The organism is Micromonospora sp. 050-3 (genome assembly GCF_046549335.1).
Classification (GTDB): domain Bacteria; phylum Actinomycetota; class Actinomycetes; order Mycobacteriales; family Micromonosporaceae; genus Micromonospora; species Micromonospora trifolii.
Genome location: NZ_JAJPVX010000001.1, coordinates 676,304 through 702,461, shown reverse-complemented (window position 1 = coordinate 702,461; position 26,158 = coordinate 676,304). Strand labels below are relative to the sequence as shown.

General features: G+C 70.6%; 26 protein-coding genes. 7 read left to right on the top strand and 19 right to left on the bottom strand.

Features of this window, described 5'->3' with window-relative positions; all coding sequences use genetic code 11:
* Nucleotides 1-88 precede the first annotated feature (88 nt).
* The 11 genes from ACLJOK_RS03295 to ACLJOK_RS03245 all read right to left on the bottom strand — a co-directional run bounded on the left by ACLJOK_RS03295 (nucleotide 89) and on the right by ACLJOK_RS03245 (nucleotide 9,411).
* On the bottom strand, nucleotides 89-736 hold the full coding sequence (locus tag ACLJOK_RS03295) for an acVLRF1 family peptidyl-tRNA hydrolase (protein WP_410816035.1): 648 nt from the start codon (nucleotides 734-736) through the stop codon (nucleotides 89-91).
* Nucleotides 737-879: 143 nt separating this feature from the next.
* The gene (locus ACLJOK_RS03290) at nucleotides 880-1,512 is read right to left on the bottom strand and encodes a LysE family transporter (RefSeq protein WP_410816034.1); all 633 of its coding nucleotides are present in this window, start codon (nucleotides 1,510-1,512) and stop codon (nucleotides 880-882) included.
* Between the two features lie 267 nt (nucleotides 1,513-1,779).
* Complete coding sequence (locus tag ACLJOK_RS03285) at nucleotides 1,780-2,388, bottom strand: TIGR03086 family metal-binding protein (protein ID WP_410816033.1); 609 nt, start codon at nucleotides 2,386-2,388, stop codon at nucleotides 1,780-1,782.
* 184 nt (nucleotides 2,389-2,572) lie between these two features.
* A complete protein-coding gene (locus ACLJOK_RS03280; RefSeq protein ID WP_124821554.1) occupies nucleotides 2,573-3,019 on the bottom strand; it encodes a metal-sulfur cluster assembly factor in 447 nt (148 codons plus the stop codon).
* A 67-nt stretch (nucleotides 3,020-3,086) separates the two neighbouring features.
* Nucleotides 3,087-3,560 (bottom strand): Fe-S cluster assembly sulfur transfer protein SufU, encoded by a 474-nt coding sequence (gene sufU, locus ACLJOK_RS03275; RefSeq protein ID WP_410816032.1) that lies wholly within the window; start codon nucleotides 3,558-3,560, stop codon nucleotides 3,087-3,089.
* Nucleotides 3,560-4,864 (bottom strand): cysteine desulfurase, encoded by a 1,305-nt coding sequence (locus ACLJOK_RS03270; protein ID WP_410816031.1) that lies wholly within the window; start codon nucleotides 4,862-4,864, stop codon nucleotides 3,560-3,562. The genes sufU and ACLJOK_RS03270 overlap by 1 nt, the downstream gene beginning before the upstream one ends.
* Nucleotides 4,865-4,884: 20 nt before the next feature.
* On the bottom strand, nucleotides 4,885-5,658 hold the full coding sequence (sufC, locus tag ACLJOK_RS03265) for a Fe-S cluster assembly ATPase SufC (protein ID WP_410816029.1): 774 nt from the start codon (nucleotides 5,656-5,658) through the stop codon (nucleotides 4,885-4,887).
* Nucleotides 5,658-5,984 (bottom strand): non-heme iron oxygenase ferredoxin subunit, encoded by a 327-nt coding sequence (locus ACLJOK_RS03260; protein ID WP_091403693.1) that lies wholly within the window; start codon nucleotides 5,982-5,984, stop codon nucleotides 5,658-5,660. Before ACLJOK_RS03260 ends, sufC begins: the two co-directional genes overlap by 1 nt.
* Nucleotides 5,984-7,126, bottom strand: a complete 1,143-nt coding sequence (gene sufD, locus ACLJOK_RS03255) for a Fe-S cluster assembly protein SufD (protein WP_410816028.1) — start codon at nucleotides 7,124-7,126, stop codon at nucleotides 5,984-5,986. Before sufD ends, ACLJOK_RS03260 begins: the two co-directional genes overlap by 1 nt.
* Nucleotides 7,127-7,183: 57 nt before the next feature.
* Entirely contained in the window at nucleotides 7,184-8,614 is a 1,431-nt protein-coding gene (gene sufB, locus ACLJOK_RS03250; protein WP_091403689.1) for a Fe-S cluster assembly protein SufB, read from the bottom strand.
* Complete coding sequence (locus ACLJOK_RS03245; RefSeq protein ID WP_410816027.1) at nucleotides 8,611-9,411, bottom strand: helix-turn-helix transcriptional regulator; 801 nt, start codon at nucleotides 9,409-9,411, stop codon at nucleotides 8,611-8,613. The genes sufB and ACLJOK_RS03245 overlap by 4 nt, the downstream gene beginning before the upstream one ends.
* A 98-nt stretch (nucleotides 9,412-9,509) precedes the next feature.
* On the opposite strand from ACLJOK_RS03245, the gene ACLJOK_RS03240 reads away from it, so the two are divergent.
* The gene (locus ACLJOK_RS03240) at nucleotides 9,510-10,475 is read left to right on the top strand and encodes a COX15/CtaA family protein (protein WP_410816025.1); all 966 of its coding nucleotides are present in this window, start codon (nucleotides 9,510-9,512) and stop codon (nucleotides 10,473-10,475) included.
* A gap of 310 nt (nucleotides 10,476-10,785) precedes the next feature.
* Here the strand turns inward: ACLJOK_RS03240 and ACLJOK_RS03235 are convergent, their stop codons facing one another.
* The 3 genes from ACLJOK_RS03235 to ACLJOK_RS03225 all read right to left on the bottom strand — a co-directional run bounded on the left by ACLJOK_RS03235 (nucleotide 10,786) and on the right by ACLJOK_RS03225 (nucleotide 13,445).
* Nucleotides 10,786-11,706 (bottom strand): RimK family alpha-L-glutamate ligase, encoded by a 921-nt coding sequence (locus ACLJOK_RS03235; RefSeq protein ID WP_410816023.1) that lies wholly within the window; start codon nucleotides 11,704-11,706, stop codon nucleotides 10,786-10,788.
* A 13-nt stretch (nucleotides 11,707-11,719) separates the two neighbouring features.
* The gene (locus ACLJOK_RS03230; RefSeq protein WP_088949242.1) at nucleotides 11,720-12,055 is read right to left on the bottom strand and encodes a hypothetical protein; all 336 of its coding nucleotides are present in this window, start codon (nucleotides 12,053-12,055) and stop codon (nucleotides 11,720-11,722) included.
* 436 nt (nucleotides 12,056-12,491) lie between these two features.
* Nucleotides 12,492-13,445 (bottom strand): heme o synthase, encoded by a 954-nt coding sequence (locus tag ACLJOK_RS03225; RefSeq protein WP_410816021.1) that lies wholly within the window; start codon nucleotides 13,443-13,445, stop codon nucleotides 12,492-12,494.
* 266 nt (nucleotides 13,446-13,711) lie between these two features.
* On the opposite strand from ACLJOK_RS03225, the gene tkt reads away from it, so the two are divergent.
* The 6 genes from tkt (at nucleotide 13,712) to pgl (ending at nucleotide 22,243) form a co-directional block, all read left to right on the top strand.
* Nucleotides 13,712-15,850: a transketolase gene (gene tkt / locus ACLJOK_RS03220; RefSeq protein ID WP_410816020.1), complete on the top strand. Its 2,139-nt coding sequence runs from the start codon at nucleotides 13,712-13,714 to the stop codon at nucleotides 15,848-15,850.
* A 16-nt stretch (nucleotides 15,851-15,866) separates the two neighbouring features.
* Nucleotides 15,867-17,042, top strand: a complete 1,176-nt coding sequence (gene tal / locus ACLJOK_RS03215) for a transaldolase (RefSeq protein WP_410816019.1) — start codon at nucleotides 15,867-15,869, stop codon at nucleotides 17,040-17,042.
* A 67-nt stretch (nucleotides 17,043-17,109) separates the two neighbouring features.
* A complete protein-coding gene (locus ACLJOK_RS03210; RefSeq protein WP_410816017.1) occupies nucleotides 17,110-18,759 on the top strand; it encodes a glucose-6-phosphate isomerase in 1,650 nt (549 codons plus the stop codon).
* Between the two features lie 2 nt (nucleotides 18,760-18,761).
* Complete coding sequence (gene zwf / locus ACLJOK_RS03205; protein ID WP_410816015.1) at nucleotides 18,762-20,315, top strand: glucose-6-phosphate dehydrogenase; 1,554 nt, start codon at nucleotides 18,762-18,764, stop codon at nucleotides 20,313-20,315.
* The gene (locus ACLJOK_RS03200) at nucleotides 20,312-21,328 is read left to right on the top strand and encodes a glucose-6-phosphate dehydrogenase assembly protein OpcA (RefSeq protein ID WP_410816014.1); all 1,017 of its coding nucleotides are present in this window, start codon (nucleotides 20,312-20,314) and stop codon (nucleotides 21,326-21,328) included. The genes zwf and ACLJOK_RS03200 overlap by 4 nt, the downstream gene beginning before the upstream one ends.
* A 144-nt stretch (nucleotides 21,329-21,472) precedes the next feature.
* Nucleotides 21,473-22,243: a 6-phosphogluconolactonase gene (gene pgl / locus ACLJOK_RS03195; RefSeq protein ID WP_410816013.1), complete on the top strand. Its 771-nt coding sequence runs from the start codon at nucleotides 21,473-21,475 to the stop codon at nucleotides 22,241-22,243.
* 17 nt (nucleotides 22,244-22,260) lie between these two features.
* On the opposite strand, the gene ACLJOK_RS03190 is transcribed toward pgl, so the two are convergent.
* The 5 genes from ACLJOK_RS03190 to gap form a co-directional block, all read right to left on the bottom strand.
* On the bottom strand, nucleotides 22,261-22,602 hold the full coding sequence (locus ACLJOK_RS03190) for an RNA polymerase-binding protein RbpA (protein WP_091403668.1): 342 nt from the start codon (nucleotides 22,600-22,602) through the stop codon (nucleotides 22,261-22,263).
* 140 nt (nucleotides 22,603-22,742) lie between these two features.
* Nucleotides 22,743-23,003, bottom strand: coding sequence for a preprotein translocase subunit SecG (secG, locus tag ACLJOK_RS03185; protein WP_121653040.1), 261 nt, complete (start codon nucleotides 23,001-23,003; stop codon nucleotides 22,743-22,745).
* A gap of 96 nt (nucleotides 23,004-23,099) precedes the next feature.
* Nucleotides 23,100-23,891: a triose-phosphate isomerase gene (gene tpiA, locus ACLJOK_RS03180; RefSeq protein ID WP_410816012.1), complete on the bottom strand. Its 792-nt coding sequence runs from the start codon at nucleotides 23,889-23,891 to the stop codon at nucleotides 23,100-23,102.
* A complete protein-coding gene (locus ACLJOK_RS03175; protein ID WP_410816011.1) occupies nucleotides 23,892-25,091 on the bottom strand; it encodes a phosphoglycerate kinase in 1,200 nt (399 codons plus the stop codon).
* Entirely contained in the window at nucleotides 25,088-26,092 is a 1,005-nt protein-coding gene (gene gap, locus ACLJOK_RS03170; RefSeq protein ID WP_238649250.1) for a type I glyceraldehyde-3-phosphate dehydrogenase, read from the bottom strand. The genes ACLJOK_RS03175 and gap overlap by 4 nt, the downstream gene beginning before the upstream one ends.
* Between the last annotated feature and the right edge of the window lie 66 nt (nucleotides 26,093-26,158).

The following is a 26,158-nucleotide window of genomic DNA, read 5'->3' as shown; positions in this document are numbered from 1 at the left end:
TCCTCCGGCCGCCGGCCGGCCAGCACGCCGCGAACCCCGTTTTGCGTGGCGATCGTCTCCCCACTGACGCCGCCGACGAAGACCGAGGTCAGTCGGGGTCGCGCACCAGGATCCGTACCGCCCGGGCCGCACCCACCGCCGCGACCAGCACCGCGTGCCGGGGCTCCGGCACGTCGAGCAGCCGCTCGGCCCGCAACGGCACGAGCGGGGCCAACCGTCGGTCGGCCAGCACCCCGTCCACCGCCCGCCGGTCACCACCGCAGACCAGCGCGGTGAGCGCCGCCGCCTCCGGCAACAGCAGGCGTACGGCCAGGTCCGCCGCGTCACCCAGCGCCGCCTTCGCCTGGTTGTCACGCCGGCGGGCGAACCGGTGCTGCGACCATCCCCCCGCAGCGGTGCGCCCCTGCACGTACCGGGTGTCCACCTTGGAGACGACGAGGTCGGCGCCCTCGGCCACCCCGAGCGCCACCGCGCCCTTGCGGGCCAGCAGCAGGCCGATCCGGCGGGGCAGGACGGCGGAGGCCACGAACCCGGCCACATCCACGCCGGCCGGCGCACCCGGCGGGGAGTGCAGCTCGGCGGTTGCCCCGTCCGGGGCGGCGAGCAGCAGGCCGTACTCCTGAGTGCTGGTGGTGGGCGGGCCGTGCCGGCCGGCGAAGCCCTCGACCCAGCGGCCGACGCGGGCCGGGTCGACGTCGACCCACCGGCCGCCGCCGGCCGCTGGTCGACTGGTCATCGCCCGACCGTACGGCACAGCGAACCCATCCGGGCCCCCGGGCGGCCCCGGGCCCGGCCAGGAACACACCAGGCGACACCGCCGACCCGGCGAGGTCGGGCCTCGGCCGGGTGGCTGATCCGTCGGATGGTTGCCGTGACCGTTCAGCCTGGCAGTAACGCGGCCACCGCCAGCGCGGCGATGAGCGCGCTGGAGACCAGGCCGGTAACCAGCCGGCCCTGCGGCCCGGTGAGCGCCCGGCCGACCACAGTGCCACCGCCGGCGATGACCAGTTGCCAGCTCGCCGACGCCAGGAACACCCCGGTCACGAAGAGCGCCGCCGGGACCACGCCCGAGTCGGCGGTGTCCCGGCGGCCGAGCACCAGCGCGGTGAAGTAGAGCACCGTCATCGGGTTCAGCAGGGTCAACCCGAGCAGCGCCGCGTAGGCCCGCCCCGGAGTGCTCATGCCGCCACCGTCGCGTGCCGTCGGCGGCCGCTGCGTGCGGTGCGCGGACCACGTCTGCCACAGGCCGTGCCCGGCGAGACCCAGCAGGACCACTGCGGCGACCACCCGCAGTGGCCCGGCGACCGGCGCGATGATCCCGGCCAGGCCGGCACCGCCGAGCACGGCCACCACCGCGTAGAGCCCGTCGGCCGTCGCCACCGCGAGCGCTGCGGCCGCACCCACCCGAAACGAGGTACGGGCACTGAGCCCCAGAATGAGAATCGCTATCGCGCCGACCGGAATGGCGACGCCGTAGCCGGCCACGAGACCGGCGAGGAACGCGCCGCTCACGACGGCGGGCGCGGGATCGAGGCGGACCGGGGCACGGTGCGCTGTCGACGCGCGGCAGTGGCCGCACGGACAGGAACCTGCTTCGGGTACGCCTCAATCACACGCGCATCTTCCGCGCCGAGCCCGCGCCCCCGCCACCGAATTTCGCCGCGCCCCGCGCCCCGCGCCCCGCGCCCCGCGCCCCGCGCCCCGCGCCCCGCGCCAAGATCGTGCTCGAACCAGGATGATCAAGCGCGATCTTGGGTTGTTCGGAGGTGTGCCGACCGATCAGAGCTGAACTCCGGGCCACCGGGGGTCGCGACCGAGGTAGGAGAGAAGGGCGGCGACCTCGTCGGACTCCGCAGCGGGGTCGATCGCCGGGGCGTACGCGCCGTAGGCCCGCAGCGGCTCGACGATCTGCCGGGCCACCACCAGCAGGGGGCGGGCCAGGTCGGCGCTGAGCGGGGAGGGCTGGTCGGTGGCCACCGCGATGTCCCAGGCGTGCACTGCCGCGTCCAGGGCGCACGCTACGGCGCCGACCTCGGCCGGCAGCTTGCCCTGGGGCAGCGGCGTGGGCACCGCCGGGTCGTCGTCGGCGACACCCCTCCAGGCCCGGGCGGATGCGTCGAGGGCGGCGCGCAGGCCGGCGAGCTTGTCACCGTCGACCTGACCGGAGGGCGCGAACGGGTCCTCCGCCGGCCCCGGCCCGCCCTCGATCGCCGCGGCGAAGGCGAGCTGGTCGCCGGTCGCGTGCTGAAGCACCTGGGTAACGTTCCACAGCTCGCACGGGGTGGGCCGCTCCCAGGCGTCGGCCGGGACCCCCTCGACGGTCGTTCGAAGCGCCGCGTGCGCCTCTTCGAGCACGGTCCGCCACTGCCCCGCCGCCATCTCGCTCATCGTTCTGCCTCTCTGCCGGTCTCCCGCGACCTGTCCCACCCGCCGTCGGAGCGGAATATTCCGCTCCGTTTGATGGACCTAGCTTAGCAGACCGGAACGATCCGTTCCACTAATTTCGCGCGGGTATGAAGCGCGTCGAGCGCGGCACCCGGACGGGTACCGCGCTCGACGACGTGGGATCGGGTCAGACGTTGAAGCCGAGGGAGCGGAGCTGGTCCCGACCCTCGTCAGTGATCTTGTCTGGGCCCCACGGCGGGAGCCACACCCAGTTGATCCGGATGTCGTTGACCAGGCCGCCGCCGGGGCCGGTGGTCAGCGCCTGCCGGGTCTGGTCCTCGATGACGTCGGTCAGCGGGCAGGCCGCCGAGGTGAGCGTCATGTCCAGGGTGGCGACGTTCTCGTCGTCGACGTGGACGCCGTACACGAGGCCCAGGTCGACCACGTTGATGCCGAGCTCCGGGTCGACGACGTCCTTCATCGCCTCCTCGATGTCGGCGATCATGGCCTTGCTGACGCCGCCCGCAGGAGCGGCGGCGTCACCCGTGCCATCGGTCGTCGCGGCGTCGGTCTGCGGCACCACTGTGGTGTCACCGGCCTCCGGCGTCGCCTCGGTAGCGGTGTTCTCGCTCATGCCGTCCCTCCGCATCGCTTCGTGATGCCACAAGGCACCACTGTGTCATTCGCTCGCTGACGCACGCTCACGCCTTCACCTCCGGGCTCACGCCCACACCGGCGCGTGCCGCGGCGTCCTTGAACGCCATCCACGGCAGCAGCGCGCACTTGACCCGGGCGGGGTAACGGGCCACACCCGCGAAAGCAACCCCGTCACCGAGCACGTCCTCGTCCGGCGTGACCTGGCCACGTCCGGACATCAACTCCACGAACGCCTCGTGCACCTCGAATGCTTCCCCGGCGCCGCGACCACGCAGCAACTCGTGCAGCACGCTCGCCGAGGCCTGGCTGATCGAACAGCCCATCCCGTCGTACGAGATGTCGTGCAGCACCGTGCCGTCGGTGGCCACCCGGACGGTGACCTCGTCACCGCAGGTGGGGTTGACGTGGTGCGCCTCCGCGACCCGGTCATCCGAGTCGTCGGCGTCGCGCAGGCCGCGCCCGTGTGGGCGCTTGTAGTGGTCCAGGATGATCTCCTGGTAGAGCTGGTCGAGCTGCATCAGTCGAACACCTTCCGCACCTGCTCCAGACCGGCCACCAGAGCGTCGATCTCCTCGGTGGTGGTGTAGAGGTAGAACGAGGCCCGGGTCATGGCCGGGACGCCGAACCGGCTGCACACCGGCTTGGCACAGTGGTGGCCCACCCGCACCTGCACGCCGAGCGAGTCGAGCACCTGACCCACGTCGTGCGGGTGCACGTCACCGAGTGCGAACGAGATGGTGCCGCCCCGACCCACCGGCACTGTCGGACCGAAGATCCGCAGGTCCGGCACCGAGCCGAGAGCGTCCAGCGCGTACGCCGTCAGCTCCTTCTCGTGCCACTGGATGGCCCGCATCCCGATGCCGGTCAGGTAGTCGACCGCCGCACCGAGCGCGACCGCCTCGGCGATCGGCGGGGTGCCCGCCTCGAAGCGGGCCGGTGGCGCGGCGAACGTCGAGCGGGCCATGGTGACCGTCTCGATCATCGAGCCGCCGCCGAAGACCGGCGGCATGGCCGCCAGCAGCTCACCCCGACCCCAGAGCACTCCGATACCGGTCGGACCGCACATCTTGTGGCCGGTGAAGACGATGTAGTCGGCGTCCAGGTCGACCACGTCGATGGGCAGGTGCGGCACGGACTGCGAGCAGTCCAGCAGCAGCAGCGCGCCCACCTCGCGGACCCGCGCGGTGATCCGGGAGGTGGCGTTGACAGTGCCGAGGATGTTGGACATGTGCACCAGCGAGACGATCTTCGTCCGTTCGGTGACCAGATCCTCCAGGCCCGACTCGTCCAGCCGCCCCTGGTCGGTGACCGGGAACCAGCGCAGGGTCGCGCCGGTCCGCTCACAGAGCAACTGCCACGGGACGATGTTCGAGTGGTGCTCCATCTCGGAGATCACCACCTCGTCGCCCGGACCGAGCCGGAAACGACTGTCGGCGTCCGGACGCAGCGAGGCGTTCGAGAAGGCATACGCCACGATGTTGATCGCCTCGGTGGAGTTCTTCGTGAACACCACCTCGTCGGTGCTCGGCGCGTTGATGAACGCGGCGATCTTCGCCCGCGCCCCCTCGTACGCCTCGGTGGCCTCGGTGCCCAGTGTGTGCACCGAGCGCGACACGTTGGCGTTGTGCCGTGCGTAGTGCTCGTCGAGCACGTCGAGCACCTGGCGTGGTTTGTGCGAGGTGTTGGCGCTGTCGAGGTAGACCAGCGGGTGTCCGTTGATCTCCCGATCGAGGATCGGGAAGTCGGCGCGCACCCGGGCCACGTCGAAACGCGGCACGTCGTCGTACTGCGGCATCCCCGAAGGGATCGCGATGCTGGTCATCTCGGCAGCGCCTCTCCCGCTCAGGCCTTGGCCGTGCCGGCCCCGGCGGCGTACCGCTCGTAGCCCTCGGCCTCAAGCTTGTCGGCCAGCTCCGGGCCGCCCTGCTCCACGATCCGGCCGGCGATGAACACGTGCACGAAGTCCGGCTTGATGTAGCGCAGGATCCGCGTGTAGTGGGTGATCAGCAGCACGCCGGTGTCACCGTTGTCGCGGACCCGGTTGACGCCCCCGCTGACCACGCGCAGCGCGTCCACGTCGAGACCGGAGTCGGTCTCGTCGAGGATCGCGATCTTCGGCTTGAGCAGCTCCAGCTGGACGATCTCGTGCCGCTTCTTCTCACCACCGGAGAAGCCCTCGTTGACGTTGCGCTGGGCGAACGCCGGGTCCATCTGGAGACGCTCCATCGCGCCGCGCAGCTCGCCGCCCCAGGTACGGAGCTTCGGCGCCTCGCCGTCGATGGCGGTCTTCGCGGTCCGCAGGAAGTTCGCCACCGAGACGCCGGGAACCTCGACCGGGTACTGCATGGCCAGGAAGAGGCCGGCGCGGGCGCGCTCGTCGACCGTCATGGCCAGCACGTCCTCGCCGTCGAGGGTCACCGTGCCGCCGGTGATCTCGTACTTCGGGTGACCGGCGATCGAGTACGCCAGGGTGGACTTGCCGGAACCGTTCGGGCCCATGATCGCGTGGGTCTCGCCCGACTTCACGGTCAGGTCGACGCCGGCCAGGATCGGCTTGAGCTCACCCTCGGGCAGCTTGACCGACACCTTCAGGTCGCGGATCTCCAGGGTGCTCATTATCGGGTCACTCCATTACTCGGCGTCAGGCTGAGGTAGATGTCTCCGTCGCGGACTTCGACGGGGTAGACGGGGACGGGTTCGGTGGCGGGCAGGCCGGTCGGCTCGCCGGTGCGCAGGTCGAAGCGCGAGCCGTGCAGCCAACACTCGAGCGTGCAGCCATCGACCTCACCCTCGGAGAGCGCGACCGAGGCGTGCGAGCACTCGTCGTACGCGGCGTAGAAACCGCCGTCCTCGCCGTGCACCAGGGCGATCGGCGTGCCGTCGACATCCGCGCTGATCGCGGTGCCCTTCGGCACGTCCTCGGTGGAGCAGATGCGGATCATCAAGCGCCCGCCTTGGTCAGCCGGGCCTCGATCGCGTCGCCGAGGCTCTCGCGCAGCGACTCCACCGGGATCTTGTTGATCAGCTCGGCGAAGAAACCACGGACCACCAGCCGGCGGGCCTCACTCTCCGGAATGCCCCGGGCCATCAGGTAGAACAACTGCTCGTCATCGAAGCGGCCGGTCGCGCTGGCGTGGCCGGCGCCGGCGATCTCGCCGGTCTCGATCTCCAGATTGGGTACGGAGTCCGCCCGTGCGCCGTCGGTGAGCAGCAGGTTCCGGTTGATCTCGTACGTGTCGGTGCCGGTCGCCTCGGCCCGGATGAGCACGTCGCCCACCCAGACGGTGTGCGCGCTCTCGCCCTGAAGGGCGCCCCGGTAGCCGACGTAGCTGCGGCAGTCCGGGACGCTGTGGTCGACCAGTTGCCGGTGCTCCAGGTGCTGGCCCGAGTCGGCGAAGTACACGCCGTACAGCTCGGCCTCACCACCGCGCCCGGTGTACTCCACGCTGGTGAACTGCCGGACCAGGTCGCCACCCAGGGAGACCTGGATGTGGATGACCCTGGCGTCCCGGCCCAGCTTGATCTTCAGGTGCTGGGCCTGGACCGCGTCGTCGGCCCAGTCGGCGACCGTGACCAGCGTCAGCTTCGCGCCGTCGGCCACGGCCACCTCGACGTTGTCGGCCAGGGTGGCCGACCCGACGTGCTCCAGCACCACAGTCGCCTCGGCGAACCGGCCCACCTCGACGAAGGTGTGACCGAACGCCGGCTGCTCGACGCCCTCGCCGACCACCCGCAGCCGCACCGCCTCGCCGAGCACCACGTCGGGGGCCACCCGCAGCAGCAGGGCGTCCGCGGCGGCACCGTAGGCCAGCGCGCTGACCCGGTCGACCGGAGTCAGCACACTGCCGACCCGCTCGTCGTCACGACCGACGCGGGTGATGGCGACGCCCTCGGGCAGGTCGCCGTACTCGTGTCGGACCGCGCCGGTCGCGGCCGGCGCCTCACTGGTCAGGCCGCGGAGGCGCTTGAGCGGGGTGAAACGCCACTCCTCCTCCAGGCCGGTGAGGGCCGGGAAGTCGGCGACGTCGTACGAGCGCAGCGCCTGCGACTTGGTGCTGGGCGGCGCGGAAGCCTGGGTAGTCATTTCTTCCTTGGTCTGTTCTACGACGACGGTGTCAGGTACTCGGTGGGGCGGGCGGCGTCAGCCGACCGCGCCCTCCATCTGAAGCTCGATCAGGCGGTTGAGCTCCAGGGCGTACTCCATCGGGAGCTCCTTGGCGATCGGCTCGATGAAGCCGCGCACGATCATGGCCATCGCCTCGTCCTCGCTCAGGCCCCGGCTCATCAGGTAGAAGAGCTGGTCGTCGCTGATCTTGGAGACGGTCGCCTCGTGCCCCATCGACACGTCGTCCTCACGGATGTCGACGTACGGGTAGGTGTCCGAGCGGGAGATGGTGTCGACCAGCAGCGCGTCGCACTTGACAGTGCTCCGGCTGTGGTGCGAACCCTCCAGCACCTGCACCAGACCCCGGTACGAGGTGCGGCCGCCGCCACGGGCGATCGACTTCGACACGATGGTCGAGGAGGTGTGCGGCGCGGCGTGCACCATCTTGGCGCCGGCGTCCTGGTGCTGGCCCTCGCCGGCCATCGCCACCGAGAGCACCTCGCCCTTGGCGTGCTCGCCGGTCATGTAGACCGCCGGGTACTTCATGGTCACCTTGGAGCCGATGTTGCCGTCGACCCACTCCATGGTCGCGCCCTCGTGGCAAACGGCGCGCTTGGTGACCAGGTTGTAGACGTTGTTCGACCAGTTCTGGATGGTCGTGTAGCGGCAACGCGCGTTCTTCTTCACGATGATCTCCACGACCGCGCTGTGCAGCGAGTCGGAGGAGTAGAGCGGCGCGGTGCAGCCCTCGACGTAGTGCACGTACGCACCCTCGTCGACGATGATCAGCGTCCGCTCGAACTGGCCCATGTTCTCCGTGTTGATCCGGAAGTAGGCCTGCAGCGGGATCTCGACCTGCACGCCCTTAGGCACGTAGATGAACGAGCCACCGGACCACACCGAGGTGTTCAAAGCGGCGAACTTGTTGTCGCCGACCGGGATCACCGTGCCGAAGTACTCCTTGAACACGTCCTCGTGCTCGCGCAGCGCCGTGTCGGTGTCCAGGAAGAGGACGCCCTGCTCCTCAAGGTCCTCACGGATCTTGTGGTAGACGACCTCCGACTCGTACTGCGCCGCGACACCGGCGACCAGCCGCTGCTTCTCCGCCTCCGGGATGCCCAGCCGGTCGTAGGTGTTCTTGATGTCCTCGGGCAGGTCCTCCCAGCTGGTGGCCTGCTTCTCGGTCGACCGCACGAAGTACTTGATGTTGTCGAAGTCGATCCCGGTGAGGTCCGCGCCCCAGGCCGGCATCGGCTTACGGCCGAACAGCCGCAGGCCCTTCAGCCGCAGGTCGAGCATCCACGCCGGCTCGTTCTTCTTCGCCGAAATGTCCCGCACCACCGCCTCGTTGATGCCGCGCTGGGCGACCGCCCCGGCGGCGTCCGGGTCGGACCAGCCGTACTCGTACCGGCCCAGGGCGGCGAGCTGCTCTTCCTGGGTCAGGGGCTGGACGATCTGCTCGGTCATCTATCTGTCCTCACAGTGGTTACGGGATTACCGGATTGAGCGCGGCCCGGCTGGGTCGGGATGTGCGTGGTACACACCCCGTCGCCGTGCGCGATGGTGGCCAGACGCTGTACGTGAGTGCCGACCAGACGGGAGATAACCGCGGTCTCGGCCTCGCACAGCTGGGGAAACTCGGCGGCCACGTGCGCCACCGGGCAGTGGTGCTGACAGAGCTGGCCGCCAGAGGCGATCGTGGTCGCATTGGCAGCGTAACCCTCGGCGGTGAGCGCCGCGGCGAGCGCCTCGGCTCGAGCCAGCGGCTCGTCGCCGGCGTCCTCCATGGCCGTCCGACAACGGGATTCGAGAGCGGAGACCTGCTCGGTGGCGAACGCCTCGACCGCGCCCGAGCCGCCGCTGCGGGCGATCCATCGCAACGCGGCGGTGGCCATGTTGTCGTAGTGGTGTGTGCCACAGCGGACCCGGGCGGCCTCGGTCAGCAGGAACACCTTGGCCGGGCGCCCTCGACCGCGACTGCCCTGCACGGTCTGCTCACGGGCGTAGACGTCACCGTCCGCGAGCATCGCGTCGAGGTGCCGGCGGATCGCCGCCGGGCTGAGCCCGAGCGCTGCGCCAAGCTGCGCGGCGGTGGTCGCTCCCTGCTCCAGCAGCAACTGGGTGACCCGATCCCGGGTGGAGACCTCGGCCGCCGCCGGCCCGGCGAGGCCGGCCGACGTGGTCACGGCAGGCGCGGAGGCGGGCGCACCGAGGGCCGGTACGGCCGTCGGTTGGTGCCCGGAGAGCGCCGCCGCGTTTTTCACAACGCCAACGTTACGTAATTACCCGGAGGGTCGCAAACCCGGGCCCCGGTGATCCGAACCACCGAGCCGACGGAGTCGGACGAACCTCGATCACTACGGTGCGTAGGATTTGCGCCGTGAACCGAATCGTCCGTCCGGTCTCCGGCATCCTGCTGCGCCGCCTCGCGCTCGCCTCGATCATCGCGAACGTGGGGATCGTCGTCACCGGCGGGGCTGTCCGGTTGACCGCCTCGGGCCTCGGCTGCCCCACCTGGCCCCGGTGCACCGACGATTCCTACGTCACCACGCCCGAGATGGGCGTGTACGGCGTGATCGAGTTCAGCAACCGGATGCTGACCTTCGCGGTGGGTCTCATCGCGCTGGCCACCGTGCTGGCCGTACTGCTGCACCGGCCCCGCCGACCAGGGCTCCTCGCACTGGCCGTGGCGGTCTTCCTGGGCATCCCCGCCCAGGCGGTGATCGGTGGCATCACCGTGCTGACCAACCTCAACCCGTGGGTGGTCGGGCTGCACTTCCTCGCCTCGATGGCGGTGATCGCCGCCGCGTACGCCCTCTGGCGACGCATCGGCGACCCCGACGGCCCGACCGTGGCCGCGGTGCCCGCACCGCTGCGCGCGCTGGCCCGGGTCGCCACCGGCGTCACCGTCGCCGTGCTGGTCGTCGGCACCTGGGTCACCGGCAGTGGCCCGCACGCCGGGGACCACGGCGCCGCCCGCAACGGCCTCGACCCGGAGACGATCTCGCAGGTGCACGCCGACGGGGTCTTCCTGCTGATCGGCCTCTCGGTGGCGCTGATCTTCGCGTTCCGCGCCGTCGGCGCGCAGCGGGCCACCCGCGCCGCGATCATCCTGGTCGCCGTGGAGTTGGGTCAGGGCCTGATCGGCTTCGTGCAGTACTTCACCCACGTACCGGCACTCCTGGTCGGCGCGCACATGCTCGGCTCCTGCCTGGTGCTGCTGGCCGCCCTGTCGGTGCAGTGGTCCACCCGGGAACGCCGGCCGGTCACGCCGGCCGCCCAGGCCACCCCGGCCGACGCCGCCTCCCCGGTACCCGTCACCGCCTGACCGCCAGGCCGCTTAGCCCCGCGCGCCCTGGGCCAAGATCTGCGCAACTTGCCGGATGTTGCTGCCTCCGACAAGCGGGAGACAGCAACATCCCTGGTATTGCGCGGATCTTGACGACGAACACCGCCCCCGGAGAGACCGGGACCCAGGTACGGGCACCCACGGCCGCCAAGATCACGCTCGAACCAGGATGCAGTGGCCACGAAACGCCGGGAAACCATTACAACCAGGATGTTGCGCGATCTTGCAGGCGGCGGGGGACGCACCGCGGCACGGCGAGCGCGGGGTCCGCGCCGGCCGGCCGCGGGGGTCAGGCGTTGCGGGCCAGGTGGGTGGCGATCGCGGTGGCGAGGCGGTCGGGGGCTCCGTCCGCGTACCCGATGAAGAGCGACGGCTCGGTCAGCTCCAGCTCGACCAGGACCGGCTCCCCGTCCAGGCCGGGGATCAGGTCGACCCGGGCGTAGAGCAGCTGTCGGGTGCCACCGGGCACCGTCGCGAGGGTCTGCTCGGCCACCGCCAGCTGTTCGGGGCGGGCGGTGCGGGCGGTGATCTCTTCGGCCTTGTAGAGCCCGTCCGGGCCGAGGTCCGGCCCGGACAGCATCGGGCCCTTGCGGATCGCGTGGCTGAACGCGAGCCCCTCCGGGCCGGCGAGGAAGAGCAGAGCGGTCTCGCCCTCGGTGTCGACGGCACGCAGGTACGGCTGGACCATGGTGACCCGGCCGGCCTCGGAGAGCCGGCGAACGTGTGCGGCGGCCAGGTCCCGGTGTTCCGGGTCGGCCAGGTCGTACCGGCCGGTGTCCTGGCTGCCGGCGCTGACCGCGGGCTTGAGCACGTACTCGCCGGTCTCGGCGGGCAGCTGCCAGCTCTCCCCCGGCCCGATCCACGACGTCGGCACTGTTGGCACCCCGGCGGCGCTCAGCTCGGCGAGGTAGCGCTTGTCGGTGTTCCAGCGGACCACGTCGGCCGGGTTGACCAGCGTCGGCACGGTGGCCGCCCAGGACACGAACTCGTCGCGGCGTAGCGCGTAGTCCCAGGGTGAGCGGAGCACGACCAGGTCGTAGGACGACCAGTCGACGTCGGGGTCGTCCCAGATGACGGTCTGGACGGCGACGCCACGGGCGGCGAGCGGGGCGAGGACCAGCCGATCGTCCGGGTCGAGGTCGGCCAGGTCGGCGCAGGTGACGAGAGCGACCCGGGGTTCCCCCCGGGTCGACTGGTGATATGTGGTCAATTCAGCTGTCTATTCAGCGGGCCATCGTACGGCGAGCCATCGACCGCCAGAGGTCGTTGCTCGGACGCATCTGGTCCATCAGTTCACGCTCCCAGGCGTTCTCGACGGTGACTCCCGCCTTGGCGCACGCCTCCCGGGCGGTGACGGTGTCGTCGGCGAACTGGTCGCCCCACTCACCGTCGGAACCCACCAGGACGATCCGCGCGCCACGCTTGCCGACGTACTCGATGACCGCCTTCGCACCGCCGTGTCCAGCCGCGAACGCCTTGAGGCCCGCGACCAGGCCTTGGGGCGTCTGCTCGCCGGCGGTCTGCTCGGCCGTCAGCGTCGTATCGGAACCATCTGCCATGACGCGAAGCCTAAGCAGAGTTGCACCCCGTGGGGCGAGAACCATGAACCTTTTGTGATGCCAATTACCTACGGGTTTAAGGACGACCACAGGTTTGCTGTCCGTTTATTTACCGACTTTTACGCTCAAAGCACGCAGGCAAATCACCCTCGAACCGCCCCGGGTTGAGCCGATCCGACTCATGCCGAAAGTTACTCTGATGTGACGTTAAACCCGGACAACTCATCCACGTCCATGATTAGTCCGTAGATCATCGGCGGCATTCGACAGTCGGGCCGAGCCACGGGACGATGGCTGACGGACAGCGCGAGGGCCGACGAACCGAGCCCCAGCGCAACGAAGCCGACAAGCCGGCGAAGCCGACGGACGAAGGCAGCCGACAGGCGGAGGCCATCGCATGGGACGCGAAGGGCAGGGCCGGGCCGGGCGGAACGGGTCAGATCAGCGCGTCGAGCGCGACGGCCACGAAGACGATCGTCAGGTACGTCGTCGACCAGTGGAACAGCCGCATCGGCTTGACCGCCTCGCCGCGCGTCGCGCGCCGGCAGAGCCGGTGCGCCTCGACCACGAAGATGGCCCCCACCACCAGGGTCGGCACCCCGTAGATCGCGCTGAGCCCCAGCGGCCAGACGGCCAGGGAGGTGAGCACTGTGAGCCACGCGAAGATCAGGATCTCGGCGTTCACCCGGCGGACCGAGGCCACCACGGGCAGCATCGGGATGCCGGCCCGGGCGTAGTCGTCCTTGTACTTCATGGCGAGCGGGTAGAAGTGCGGCATCTGCCAGAAGAAGACCACAGCGAAGAGCCCCCAGGCGGCCGGCGCCAGCGAACCGGTCACCGCCGCCCACCCGATCAGCACCGGTGCCGCCCCGCAGGCGCCGCCCCAGAAGGTGTTCGTCGGGGTGGAGCGCTTGAGCCACAGGGTGTAGACGAGGTCGTAGTAGGCGATCGCGGCGAGGGTCAGCCCGGCGGCCAGCAGGTTGGTGAACGCCGCCATCAGGGCCACCGACACCGCCGCCAGCACCAGACCGAAGATCAACGCGCTTCGCGGCGACACCGTGTGCGCCGGCAGCGGCCGACGCTTGGTCCGCCGCATCAGCTGGTCGATGTCACGGTCGATGTAGCAGTTGAGAACGCTGGCCGCGCCGGCGGCGAGCGAGCCGCCGATCAGCACGATGGCCATCAGCCACAGCGACGGCAGCCCGCCCTCGGCGAGCATCATCGCCGGGACGGTGGTGACCAGCAGCAACTCGACGATCCGCGGCTTGGTGAGCGCCACGTACGCCGAGAGGACAGCGCGTACGTCCCGCCGGGCCACCGGGCCCTCGGCCGCCCGCGCCGGGTGTTGCCCGGCCGGGTTGCTCGCCGGGCGCTCGGTGATCATGCTCACGGATTGCCACCTTCCGGCATCGGGCACGGGGAGATCGGATTGGTCGGGACCGCTCGGGTCCGCATACCGCCCCACACACTACGCGTCGTCGTTTTGGCTGCCCGGCCGACCCGACAACGGTGCGGGCCGTCACACCACCGGGTTGAACCGAGCATCTGGATGGTCACGTAGCGCACACCATGCACAGATCCCTGGGCGCATGTTTAGGGACGGTCGATAAGGTCATCGGTGAGGGTTCCGCCCATCTGCCGAGGAGCACAACCATCGTGGCTGTTAAACGACCCGAGCACTCCGCACTGAACTGGTCCGACCTCGATCGCCGGGCCGTAGACACCGTCCGCGTGCTGGCCATGGACGCCGTGGAGAAATCCGGCAACGGTCACCCGGGCACCGCGATGAGCCTCGCGCCCGCGGCGTACCTCCTCTTCAACCGCGTCATGCGACACAACCCGGCCGACCCGAACTGGCCCGGCCGCGACAGGTTCGTCCTCTCCGCAGGCCACTCCAGCCTGACTCTCTATATCCAGCTGTTCCTGTCCGGTTACCCGATGAGCCTGGCTGACCTGCAGTCGTTGCGGCAGTGGGGCTCGCTCACGCCTGGTCACCCCGAGCAGGGGCACACCCCGGGCGTGGAGACCACCACCGGCCCGCTCGGGCAGGGCCTGGGTAACGCTGTCGGCATGGCCATGGCGGCCCGCCGCGAGCGCGGCCTGTTCGACCCCGAAACCGAGCCGGGCGCGTCGATCTTCGACCACAACATCTGGTGCATCGTCTCCGACGGCGACATCGAGGAGGGCATCAGTCACGAGGCCAGCGCCCTCGCCGGGCACCAGCAACTGGGCAGCCTCACCGTGATCTACGACGACAACGAGATCTCGATCGAGGACGACACCCGGATCGCCAAGAGCGAGGACGTGGCCGCCCGCTACGAGGCGTACGGCTGGCACGTGCAGACCGTCGACTGGCGCAGCGGCGACGCCGACCAGGGCGACTACCACGAGGACGCCGAGGCCCTGTACGAGGCGCTGATGGCCGCCAAGGCGGAGACCGGCCGTCCCTCCTTCATCGCGCTGCGCACCATCATCGGCTGGCCCGCGCCCAACAAGCAGAACACCGGCAAGATCCACGGTTCGGCGTTGGGCGCCGACGAGGTGAAGGCCACCAAGCGGATCCTCGGCTTCGACCCGGAGCAGACCTTCCAGGTCGACGAGGAGGTGCTCGCCCACGCCCGGGGCGTGATGGGTCGCGGATCCGCCGCCGAGCAGGAGTGGACCCCCGCGTTCGACGCCTGGAAGAAGGCCAACCCGGAGCGCACCGCGCTGTACGAGCGGATGGCCGGGCGAGTGCTGCCCGACGGGTGGATCGACGCGCTGCCGGTCTTCCCCGCCGACGCCAAGGGTGTGGCCACCCGCGCCGCTTCCGGCAAGGTCCTCGAGGCGCTCGCGCCGGTGCTGCCGGAGCTGTGGGGTGGTTCGGCCGACCTGGCCGAGAGCAACAACACGACCATGAAGGGCGAGCCGTCGTTCATCCCGGCGGAGCACGCGACCAAGGACTTCCCCGGTCACGAGTATGGCCGCACGCTGCACTTCGGCATCCGTGAGCACGCCATGGGCGCGATCCTCAACGGCATCGCGCTGCACGGCGGCACCCGCCCGTACGGCGGCACGTTCCTGGTGTTCAGCGACTACATGCGCCCGGCCGTCCGGCTGGCCGCACTGATGAAGCTGCCGGTGACCTACGTCTGGACGCACGACTCGATCGGTCTCGGCGAGGACGGCCCCACCCACCAGCCGGTGGAGCACCTGACCGCGCTGCGCGCCATCCCGGGCCTGGACGTGGTCCGCCCGGCCGACGCCAACGAGACCGCGTGGGCGTGGCGGCTGGCCTTGGAGCACACCGACCGTCCGACTGCGCTGGCGCTGAGCCGCCAGGCGCTCCCGACCCTGGACCGGAGTGTCCTGGGCAGCGCGGAGGGGGTCGCCAAGGGTGGCTACGTGCTGGCCGAGGCGTCGAACGGCAAGCCGCAGGTGATCATCGTGGGCACCGGCTCCGAGGTGCAGCTCTGCCTGACCGCCCGGGAGCGGCTGGAGGCCGAGGGCACCCCGACGCGGGTCGTGTCGATGCCCTGCCAGGAATGGTTCTACGAGCAGGACGAGGCGTACCGGGAATCGGTGCTCCCCCGCGGGGTAAAGGCACGGGTGAGCGTGGAGGCGGGCATCGCGATGTCCTGGCGCGGCGTCGTCGGTGACCTCGGCGAGAGCGTCAGCATCGAGCACTACGGGGCGAGTGCCCCGCACACCGTGCTCTTCGAGCAGTTCGGGTTCACCGGCGACCGGATCGTGGCGGCGGCACACGCCTCGCTGGCCCGGGTCGGCGACATCACCGGTTTCACGACCGGCAGTTGAGGGGAGCGTGGACGGCATGACGGACAAGCTGAATGAACTCACCGCCGCAGGCGTGGCGGTCTGGCTCGACGATCTTTCCCGCGTACGACTGAGCTCCGGCGGGCTGGACCAGCTCCGCCGGGAGAAGCACGTGGCCGGTGTCACCACCAACCCGACGATCTTCGCCAAGGCGCTGAGCGACGCCGACGAGTACAACTGGCAGCTGCGCGACCTCGCCACCCGTGGCATCGAGGTCGAGGAGTCGGTGCGCATGCTCACCACCTACGACGTGCGGTGGGCCTGCGACGTGATGCGCCCGTCGTACGACGGCAGCGACGGTGTCGACGGCCGGGTCTCCATCGAGGTGGACCCCCGGGTGGCGCACGTCAGCGACCGGACGGTGGCCGAGGCCAAGGCCCTGTGGTGGCTGGTCGACCGCCCCAACCTCTACATCAAGATCCCGGCCACCGAGGAGGGCCTGTCGGCGATCACCGACACGCTCGCCGAGGGGATCAGCGTCAACGTCACGCTGATCTTCGGTCTGGACCGCTACTCGGCGGTCATGGAGGCGTTCCTCGCCGGTCTGGAGCAGGCCAAGGCCAACGGCCACGACCTGTCGAAGATCGGCTCGGTGGCGTCGTTCTTCGTCTCCCGAGTCGACGCCGAGGTCGACAAGAGGCTGGAGAAGATCGGCTCCGAGCAGGCCAAGTCGCTCCGGGGTAAGGCCGCCGTCGCCAACGCCCAACTGGCGTACGAGCGCTACACCGAGGTGTTCGCGTCGGACCGCTGGAAGGCGCTCGCCAAGGCCGGCGCGCATCCGCAGCGGCCGCTCTGGGCCTCCACCTCGACGAAGAACCCCGACTACCGGGACACCATCTACGTCGAGGAGCTGATCGCCCCCGGCACTGTCAACACCATGCCGGAGTCGGTCATCGACGCGTACGCCGATCACGGCGAGACCCGCGGCGACACCATCACCGGCGCCTACGACGCGGCCCGGAAGGTCTTCGCCGACCTGGAGTCGGTCGGGGTGGACATGGACGACGTGATCGTCACCCTGGAGCGCGAGGGCGTGGAGAAGTTCGAGGCCAGCTGGCAGGAGCTGCTCGACGGGGTCCGCAAGTCGCTGGAGGCCGCGGCAAAGGGCAAGGGAGCGCCGAACAAGGCCGCCAAGGGCAACGCCAAGGCCGCCGAGAAGGCCGGTGGCGCATGAGCGAGCGAATCAGCAAGCTCAGCGCGAAGGCGCCTCATGACGGCACGAAGCGAAGCGGAGTGACGGCATGAGCGACCTACTTTCAGGGCCGGTGGAGGCAGCCGCCGGGCTCGCCGTGTACGGCGCGGACGCGGTCGACAAGGCCGCGCCCGCCTCGACCCGGGACGCGCTGGTCAAGGCCGGCGTTCCGGGCAAGCTGGCGGGCAAGGACGCGAGCCTGTGGGGTCCGGACGCCGAGGCCGAGGCGAAGATCCGGCTGGGCTGGGTGGACACCCACCGGCGCAGCCGTGAGCTGCTCGTTCAGTTGGCCGAGCTGACCGCGGAGCTGGCCGACCTGGATCATGTGGTGCTCGCCGGCATGGGCGGCTCGTCGCTCGCGCCCGAGGTGATCACCCGGACGCTGGGTCGCCCGTTGACGGTGCTGGACACCACCGACCCGGGCCAGGTCCGGGCGGCGCTCGGTGACCGACTGGAGCGCACCGTCGTGGTGGTGGCCAGCAAGTCCGGGTCGACGGTGGAGACCGACAGCCACCGGCGCGCGTACTGGCAGGCGTTCCTGGACGCCGGGATGACCGAGGCGGAGGCCGGCCGGCACTTCGTCATCGTCACCGACCCGGGTTCGCCGCTGGAGACCACAGCGGCCGAGATGGGCGCGTTCACAGTGCTCGCCGACCCGAACGTCGGCGGTCGCTACTCGGCGCTCACCGCGTTCGGTCTGGTGCCCTCGGCGCTGGCCGGGGTCGAGGTCGCGGAGCTGCTCGACCAGGCCGACGCGCTGGCCACGTCGCTCGGCGCGGACCAGAACAACCCGGCGCTCGCGCTCGGCGCCGCCCTGGGCGCCGCGGCCACACTGGCCCGGGACAAGGTCGCCCTGGTCTCCGACGGCACCGGCATCGACGGGCTCGGCGACTGGGCCGAGCAGCTGATCGCCGAGTCGACAGGCAAGGCCGGGGTGGGCATCCTCCCGGTGGTCGTGGAGTCCCCGCAGAGCCCCGGCGCCACCGGCGCGGACGTGCTGACGGTCAGCTACGGCGGCGCGCTGGCCCCCGGTGACGTGCCGGGCGGCGGCGCCACCCCGGACGTGGCCGTCAACGGTCCGCTCGGCGCGCAGTTCCTGGCCTGGGAGTACGCCACAGCAGTGGCCGGCGTGGTGCTCGGCATCGACCCGTTCAACCAGCCGAACGTCACCGAGTCCAAGGAGAACACCAACAAGATCCTGGCCTCGGGCCTGCCGGCGGAGACGCCGTCGTTCACCGAGGGCGCGATCGAGGTGTACGCCCCGCAGGGCGCCCCCGGGGACCTGGCCGGTGTGTTGCGCTGGCTGCTCGACGGGCTGGGCGACGACGGTTACCTCGCGGTCATGGCGTACCTCGACCGGTTCGCCGACGCCGACGCCGCCCGGCTGCGGTCGCTGCTGGCCCAGGCGGGCGGCCGGCCGGTCACCTTCGGTTGGGGTCCACGGTTCCTGCACTCGACGGGTCAATACCACAAGGGCGGCCCGCAGGTGGGCAGCTACCTCCAGGTGACCGGCGCGGTCGCCGAGGACCTCGCGGTGCCGGGCAAGCCGTACACCTTCGGTGAGTTGCAGGCGGCGCAGGCCGCCGGGGACCGGCAGGCTCTCGCCGGTCGGGAGCGGCCGCTGCTGCGGTTGCACCTGACCGACCGGGCCGCCGGTGTCGCCCAACTACTGAACGCGGCCGGTGATCTGCGGGCGTGAGGATGGACGACGTGACTGAAGCGGAGCGAGGAGGTGGCTCGGTGAACCCGCTGCGCGACCCGCAGGACCGCCGGTTGCCCCGGATCCCGGAGCCCTGCGCTCTGGTGATCTTCGGGGTGACCGGCGACCTGGCCCGCAAGAAGCTGCTCCCCGCGGTCTACGACCTGGCCAACCGAGGGCTGCTGCCGCCGGGCTTCGTGGTGCTCGGTTTCGCGCGCCGCGACTGGGGTGACGGCGACTTCGAGACGTTGGCCTGCGAGGCTGCCCGCAAGCACGCCCGCACCCCGTGGCGGGACGAGGTGTGGGCGCGGCTGGCCGGCAACATCAAGTTCGTCGGCGGGTCGTTCGACGACGACGCCGCCTTCGACACCCTCGCCTCGACACTCGACGATCTGCGCCAGACCCACGGCATCACTGGCAACGCGGCGTTCTACTTCTCCATCCCGCCAGCCGCGTTCCCCGTCGTGCTCAAGCAGCTGGCCCGCACCGGGATGGCCGACAACGACAAGTCCGGCGGTTGGCGCCGGGTCGTGGTGGAGAAGCCGTTCGGCAACGACCTGCCCTCGGCGAAGGCGCTCAACGACCTCGTCGACGACGTGTTCACCAGTCAGGACGTCTTCCGGATCGACCACTACCTGGGCAAGGAGACGGTTCAGAACATCCTCGCCCTGCGGTTCGCCAACAACCTGTTCGAGCCGCTGTGGAACTCCAAGTACGTCGACTCGGTGCAGATCACCATGGCGGAGGACGTCGGCATCGGCACCCGTGCCGGCTTCTACGACACCGTCGGCACCGCCCGCGACGTGCTGCAGAACCACCTCCTCCAGCTTCTCGCCCTGGTGGCGATGGAGGAGCCGACCAGCTTCGACGCCGACGAGATCCGGGCCGAGAAGCTGAAGGTGCTCAAGGCCATCACCCTGCCCAAGGACGTCACCCGGGACACCGTCCGTGGTCAGTACCTGCCCGGCTGGGTCGGCGGCGAACGCGCTGTCGGTTACCTGGACGAGCGGGACGTCCCCGCCGACTCCACCACTGAGACGTACGTGGCGGTGCGGTTGGGCATCCAGAACCGCCGCTGGGCGGAGGTGCCGTTCTACATCCGGGCCGGCAAGCGGCTGCCCCGGCGGGTCACCGAGGTCGCCATCATGTTCAAGAAGGCGCCGCACCTGCCGTTCAACGACGCCGACATGGAGTCGCTGGGCAACAACCAGTTGGTCATCCGGGTGCAGCCGGACGAGGGCGTGGTGCTCAAGTTCGGCTCGAAGGTGCCGGGCACGACCATGGAGGTCCGCGACATCGCGATGGACTTCCAGTACGGCGAGGCGTTCACCGAGTCCAGCCCCGAGGCGTACGAGCGTCTGGTGCTGGACGTGCTGATCGGCGACCGCACCCTGTTCCCGGACGCGGCCGAGGTCGAGCAGAGCTGGCAGGTGATCGACCCCTTGGAGCACGCCTGGGAGGGCACCACCCCGGAGCCGTACCGGGCCGGCGAGTGGGGCCCCCGGGCCTCCGACGAGATGCTGGCCCGCGAGGGCCGCGCCTGGAGACGAGCATGATCGGGCTGTGGGACACCACCGGCAACGAGGTGGTCAAGGCGCTCGCCGCCGAGCGGCGCAGCGCCGGCGGTGTAGCCAGCGGCATGGCGCTCACCCTCATCGTGGTCGTGGACGAGAAGCGGGTCCGGGAGGCGGAGGCCGCGGCGACGATCGCCGCCGCCGCGCACCCGTGCCGCCTCGTGGTGGTGGTCCGCTCGGAGATCGAGCGGGACCGCAACCGACTGGACGCGGAGATCGTGGTCGGTGGCCGGCTCGGCCCGTGCGAGGCGGTGGTCACCCGGATGTACGGCCGGTTGTCCCTGCACGCCGAGTCGGTGGTGATGCCGCTGCTCGTTCCCGACGTACCGGTGGTCACCTGGTGGCACGGCGAGCCACCGGCGGAGATCGCCACCGACTTCCTCGGGGTGGTGGCCGACCGGAGGATCACCGACTCCGCGCAGGCCGCCGACCCGGTGGAGGCGCTGCGCCAGCGTGCCCGGGACTACGCCCCGGGCGACACCGACCTGGCGTGGACCCGGATCACCCCGTGGCGCACCCTGGTCGCCGGGGCGTTCGACACCACCAGCGCCCAGGTCACCGAGGCGACCATCGTCGCGCCGCCCACCGACCCGACGGCGGCGCTGATGGCCGGTTGGCTGTCCAGCCGGCTCGGCATCACCCCACACCGGGTGGACAGCAACGAGTTCCCCCGGATGCGGGAGGTGCAGCTCAGCTGCGCCAACGGCGACCAGCTGACGCTGACCCGCGAGGACAGCATGGCCGTGTTCCGGCGGACGGGCCAGGACGACCGGGCCCTGCCGCTGGTACGCCGCCCGCTCGGCGACGAGCTGGCCGAGGAGCTGCGCCGGCTGGACGCCGACCAGGTGTACGCGGAGGCGCTGGGCGCGACGGTCGGGCTGCGAGGGCTGGATCAGCGCCCCCCGCAGCGGGTCCACGTCTGGAAGGATCCGGCCACCGCGCAGCGTGCCGAGGCCGGGGTCACCGCGCACGTCGGCACGAGCGGCGAGGGCTGAGCCCAGCCGGGGGCACGACGTCGGGCAGGGCCGGTACGCGCCGGCCCTGCCCCGCAATCTCCGGGGTTTCTGCCCCACCACCTCGGGCACACCGCCCCGGGCACGACAGCGACCGCCTCGCGGTCGGGAAACGAAGGCGCAACCATGAGTGAGGCGAGTGTCGCCGTCCACGCCGACGCCGACCTGCTGGCGCAGGCCGTGGCGGCCCGGTTGCTGGTGAAGCTGCTCGACGCCCAGGCCGACCGGGGCGAAGCCTCGGTGGTGCTCACCGGAGGTCGGGTCGCCGCGGCCGTGTACCGGGCGGTGGCGACGCTGCCGGCCCGCGACGCGGTGGACTGGTCCCGGGTCGACGTGTGGTGGGGCGACGAACGGTTCCTGCCCACCGGTGATCCGGACCGCAACGAGACGCAGGCCCGCGCCGCCCTGTTGGACGTGGTGCCGCTGGATCCGGCCCGGGTGCACGCGATGCCGGCATCGGACGGCCCGGCCGGCAACGACCCCGAGGCGGCTGCTGCCGCGTACGCGGAGGAGCTGGCCCGCGCCGCCCGGCCCGGGCACGCCACCCTGCCGCACTTCGACGTGCTGATGCTGGGCGTCGGCGAGGACGGCCACGTGGCCTCGGTCTTCCCCGAGCACCCGGTGGGCTACGAGACCCGGCCGGTCAGCGCCGTGCGGGGCAGCCCCAAGCCACCGCCGACGCGGACCACCCTCACCCTGCCGGCGATCAACACCGCCGAGGAGGTCTGGCTGGTGGCCGCCGGAGCCGACAAGGCTCGCGCGGTGGGTATGGCGTTGGCCGGCGCCGGGCCGGTGCAGTTGCCGGCGGCCGGCGTGCACGGGGTGAACCGCACCCGCTGGCTGCTGGACCGGGCGGCCGCAGCCGACGTACCCGTCCGACTGCGCAGCCTGCGCTGAGCGCGCGGAGGAGCCCGCTACTCGCCGCGTCGACGGCGTAGTGCGGCGAGCGCCTCGGCGAGCAGGGCCTCCCCCTCCTCGGCGGTGCGCCGCTCCTTCACGTACGCCAGGTGGCTCTTGTACGGTTCGGCGCGGACCCGACCTGGCGGGTTCTGGGCGTCCCGGCCTGCGGGTAGGCCACAGCGGGGGCAGTCCCACAGGGGTGGCGGTTCGACGTCCGCGGCGATCCGGATGTCGACCCGGTGGTCGTTACGGCACCAGTAGCTGACGTCCTGTCGGGGGGCGGGTTGGTGCCGCTCGTCCGGGCGCATGGGTGCGGACCCGACCCGGGCTCCCCGGATAACGTTGCCATTCGGCACGGCTGCTCGCTCCTGTCGTCGGAGGGGACCCGCCGTCTTCGGGGGTGGAGCGGCGGGCGACGCGGTGCAGCGGAGAAAAGCCTGCGCGCGGCCCGTCGAGTGACGAACCGCGCGCAGATTGTACGACTTACTGAGCCTGCTCAGGCGCCGCTGTTCATTTGGAGGCGCAGCCAGAGCCCGAGCCCGATGATCGCGGCGAACCAGACGACGCTCACCAGAACGGTGTAACGGTCCAGGTTCTTCTCCGCGACCGAGGAGCCGGCGAGGCTGGAGCTGACGCCACCGCCGAACATGCTCGACAGACCACCGCCCTTGCCGCGGTGCAGCAGGATCAGCAGGGTGAGCAGAATGCTCGTGATGACCAGCAACACGATCAACGTGTATGCGAACCAGATCGGCATGGCTGGGGTCAGTTCCTCTCGTAGCGATCCTCGCCCGGTCTGATCGGGCACGGCGGCACCGACCGGCGGACGGGCGGTGTCAAGGATACCGAGCGATCAGCGGGCGAGGTGCTCCGGGAACCGGCAGATCTGAGCGAATTCCTCGGCGTCCAGGCTGGCGCCCCCCACCAGGCCCCCGTCCACGTCCGGTTGGGCCATGATCGAGGCGATGTTGGACGCCTTGACCGAGCCGCCGTAGAGGACCCGAACCTGGTCGGCGGTCTCCTGGTCGAAGCGTTCCGCCAGTCGCTGACGCACCGCCCCGCAGACCTCCTGGGCGTCGTCCGGCGTCGCGGTCTTGCCCGTGCCGATCGCCCAGACCGGCTCGTACGCGATCACGACCTGCCGCACCTGCTCGGGGGTGAGCCCGGCGAGGCCACCGTCGAGCTGGTCGGAGCAGTGCGCCACGTGGGTGCCCTGCTCGCGGACGTCCAGCCCCTCCCCCACGCACAGGATCGGCGTCAGGCCGTGCGTCAGCGCCGCCTTGACCTTGGCGTTGACCAGCACGTCGTCCTCGTGGTGGTAGGCCCGCCGCTCGGAGTGCCCGACCACCACGTAGGTGCAGCCGAGCTTGGCCAGCAGCGGCCCGGAGATGTCCCCGGTGTACGCGCCGGACGCGTGCGGGGAGAGGTCCTGCCCGCCGTAGCCGATCAGCAGCTTGTCGCCGTCCACAGCGGTCTGCACGGTGCGCAGGTCGGTGAAGGGCGGCAGCACTACCGTCTCGACGGCGGTGAGCTGCTTCTCGGTGAGGCTCGCCGCCAGCTTCTGCACCAGCAGGTTGGCCTCGAGGTGGTTGAGGTTCATCTTCCAGTTGCCGGCCATCAGCGGCCGGCGGGTGGTGCTCGACATTCAGTTCTCCAGGGCCGCGATGCCGGGGAGGGTCTTGCCCTCGAGGTATTCCAGGGAGGCGCCACCACCTGTGGAGATGTGCCCGAAGGACGATTCGTCCAGCCCCAGGGCGCGGACGGCCGCTGCGGAGTCACCGCCGCCGACGACGCTGAACGCGTCGGCCTTGGTGATCGCCTCGGCGATCCCCCGGGTGCCCGCCGCGAAGGCCGGCATCTCGAACACGCCCATCGGGCCGTTCCAGAAGATCGTCTTCGCCTGGGACAGCGTGGCGCTGAAGCCGGCCACCGTCTCCGGGCCGACATCCAGGCCGAGCCGGTGGCTCGGGATGCCGTCGACCCGCACCGTGTCGTGCGCCGCGTCCGGAGCGAACGCGTCCGCGACAACCACGTCGACCGGAAGCATGATCTTGCCGCCGGACCGCTCCAGCAGGTTGCGGCAGGTCTCGACCATGTCCTTCTCCAGCAGCGAGGTGCCCACCTCCAGGCCCTGGGCCTTGAGGAAGGTGAAGCACATCCCGCCACCGATGAGCAGTCGGTCGACAGTCGGCAGCAGAGCCTCGATCACGGCGAGCTTGTCGGACACCTTCGACCCACCGAGCACCACCACGTACGGGCGCTCAGGGGCACCGGTGAGCTTGGAGAGCACCTCGACCTCACGCAGCACCAGCCGGCCCGCGACGTGCGGCAACCGGGCCGGCACGTCGAAGACACTCGCGTGCTTGCGGTGCACGGCACCGAACGCGTCGTCCACGTACGCGTCGCCGAACGCGGCGAGCTGGTCGGCGAAGGCGCCCCGCTCGGCCTCGTCCTTGCTGGTCTCGCCGGCGTTGAAACGCAGGTTCTCCAGCAGGGCGACCTGGCCGTCGGCCAGGTCCGCGACGGTGGAGCGGGCGGAATCACCGACGGTGTCGGTGGCGAAGTGCACCGGCGCGCCCAGCAGCTCACCGAGCCGCCCGGCGACCGGGCCCAGGCTGAACTGCGGGTCCGGAGCGCCCTTCGGGCGGCCCAGGTGCGAGCAGACGACCACCTTCGCGCCGGCCTCGACCAGCGCGCCGAGAGTCGGCAGCACCGCGCGGATCCGGCCGTCATCAGTGATGGCACCGGTCTGCTTGTCGAGCGGGACGTTCAGGTCGGCGCGCACCAGCACGCGCCGACCCGACACCCCCTCGGCGAGCAGGTCGTCGAGGGTCCGGATGCTCACAGCGACGAACCGACCAGCTTGACCAGGTCGACCAGGCGGTTGGAGTAGCCCCACTCGTTGTCGTACCAGCCGACGACCTTGACCTGGTTGCCGACGACCTTGGTCAGCGGCGCGTCGAAGATGCACGACGCCGGGTCGGTCACGATGTCGCTGGAGACGATCGGGTCCTCGTTGTAGACCAGGATGCCCTTGAGCGGGCCGTCCGCGGCGGCCTTCAGCGCGGCGTTGACCTCGTCCACGGTGGTCTCGCGACCCACGTTGACGGTGAGGTCGGTGACCGAGCCGGTCGGGATCGGCACCCGCAGGGCGTACCCGTCGAGCTTGCCCTTGAGGTCCGGCAGGACCAGACCGATCGCCTTGGCGGCACCGGTCGAGGTCGGGACGATGTTCAGCGCGGCGGCCCGGGCACGACGCAGGTCCGAGTGCGGCGCGTCCTGCAGGTTCTGGTCCTGGGTGTACGCGTGGATCGTGGTCATCAGACCGTGCTGGATGCCGAACGTGTCGTGCAGGACCTTCGCCATCGGGGCGAGGCAGTTGGTGGTGCACGAGGCGTTGGAGATGATGGTGTGCTTCGCCGGGTCGTAGGTGTCGTGGTTGACACCCATGACGACGGTGACGTCCTCGTTCTTCGCCGGGGCGGAGATGATGACCTTCTTGGCCCCGCCGTCGACGTGCGCCTTGGCCTTGGTGGCGTCGGTGAAGAAGCCGGTCGACTCGATGACGACGTCGGCGCCGACCTCGCCCCACGGCAGCTTCGACGGGTCCTTCTCGGCGTACGCCTTGATGGTCTTGCCACCGACGGTGATCTCGTCGGCGGTGGCCTTGACCTCGTACGGCAGGCGACCGAGGATGCTGTCGTACTTGAGCAGGTGGGCGAGCGTGGCGTTGTCGGTAAGGTCGTTCACCGCCACGACCTCGATGTCGGCGTCAGACGCCAGCACTGCCCGGAAGAAGTTACGGCCGATTCGGCCAAAGCCGTTGATGCCAACCCGGATGGTCACAGGTCCCATCTCCTCGCGTTCTGGTCCGCCGGCTTCAGACAACGGGCCGGCGGGAATGGTGTGCGC

Excerpts from the sequence above, each read along its gene's own strand:
- zwf (WP_410816015.1), top strand. The coding sequence starts at position 18,762 with ATGGACGACGTGACTGAAGCGGAGCGAGGAGGTGGCTCGGTGAACCCG.
- pgl (WP_410816013.1), top strand. The coding sequence starts at position 21,473 with ATGAGTGAGGCGAGTGTCGCCGTCCACGCCGACGCCGACCTGCTGGCG.
- sufU (WP_410816032.1), bottom strand. The coding sequence starts at position 3,560 with ATGCAGCTCGACCAGCTCTACCAGGAGATCATCCTGGACCACTACAAG.
- ACLJOK_RS03210 (WP_410816017.1), top strand. The coding sequence starts at position 17,110 with ATGAGCGACCTACTTTCAGGGCCGGTGGAGGCAGCCGCCGGGCTCGCC.
- tal (WP_410816019.1), top strand. The coding sequence starts at position 15,867 with ATGACGGACAAGCTGAATGAACTCACCGCCGCAGGCGTGGCGGTCTGG.
- sufB (WP_091403689.1), bottom strand. The coding sequence starts at position 8,614 with ATGACCGAGCAGATCGTCCAGCCCCTGACCCAGGAAGAGCAGCTCGCC.
- ACLJOK_RS03270 (WP_410816031.1), bottom strand. The coding sequence starts at position 4,864 with ATGACCAGCATCGCGATCCCTTCGGGGATGCCGCAGTACGACGACGTG.
- ACLJOK_RS03260 (WP_091403693.1), bottom strand. The coding sequence starts at position 5,984 with ATGATCCGCATCTGCTCCACCGAGGACGTGCCGAAGGGCACCGCGATC.
- secG (WP_121653040.1), bottom strand. The coding sequence starts at position 23,003 with ATGCCGATCTGGTTCGCATACACGTTGATCGTGTTGCTGGTCATCACG.
- sufD (WP_410816028.1), bottom strand. The coding sequence starts at position 7,126 with ATGACTACCCAGGCTTCCGCGCCGCCCAGCACCAAGTCGCAGGCGCTG.
- ACLJOK_RS03280 (WP_124821554.1), bottom strand. The coding sequence starts at position 3,019 with ATGAGCGAGAACACCGCTACCGAGGCGACGCCGGAGGCCGGTGACACC.
- tpiA (WP_410816012.1), bottom strand. The coding sequence starts at position 23,891 with ATGTCGAGCACCACCCGCCGGCCGCTGATGGCCGGCAACTGGAAGATG.
- ACLJOK_RS03285 (WP_410816033.1), bottom strand. The coding sequence starts at position 2,388 with ATGAGCGAGATGGCGGCGGGGCAGTGGCGGACCGTGCTCGAAGAGGCG.
- ACLJOK_RS03230 (WP_088949242.1), bottom strand. The coding sequence starts at position 12,055 with ATGGCAGATGGTTCCGATACGACGCTGACGGCCGAGCAGACCGCCGGC.
- ACLJOK_RS03295 (WP_410816035.1), bottom strand. The coding sequence starts at position 736 with ATGACCAGTCGACCAGCGGCCGGCGGCGGCCGGTGGGTCGACGTCGAC.
- ACLJOK_RS03200 (WP_410816014.1), top strand. The coding sequence starts at position 20,312 with ATGATCGGGCTGTGGGACACCACCGGCAACGAGGTGGTCAAGGCGCTC.
- sufC (WP_410816029.1), bottom strand. The coding sequence starts at position 5,658 with ATGAGCACCCTGGAGATCCGCGACCTGAAGGTGTCGGTCAAGCTGCCC.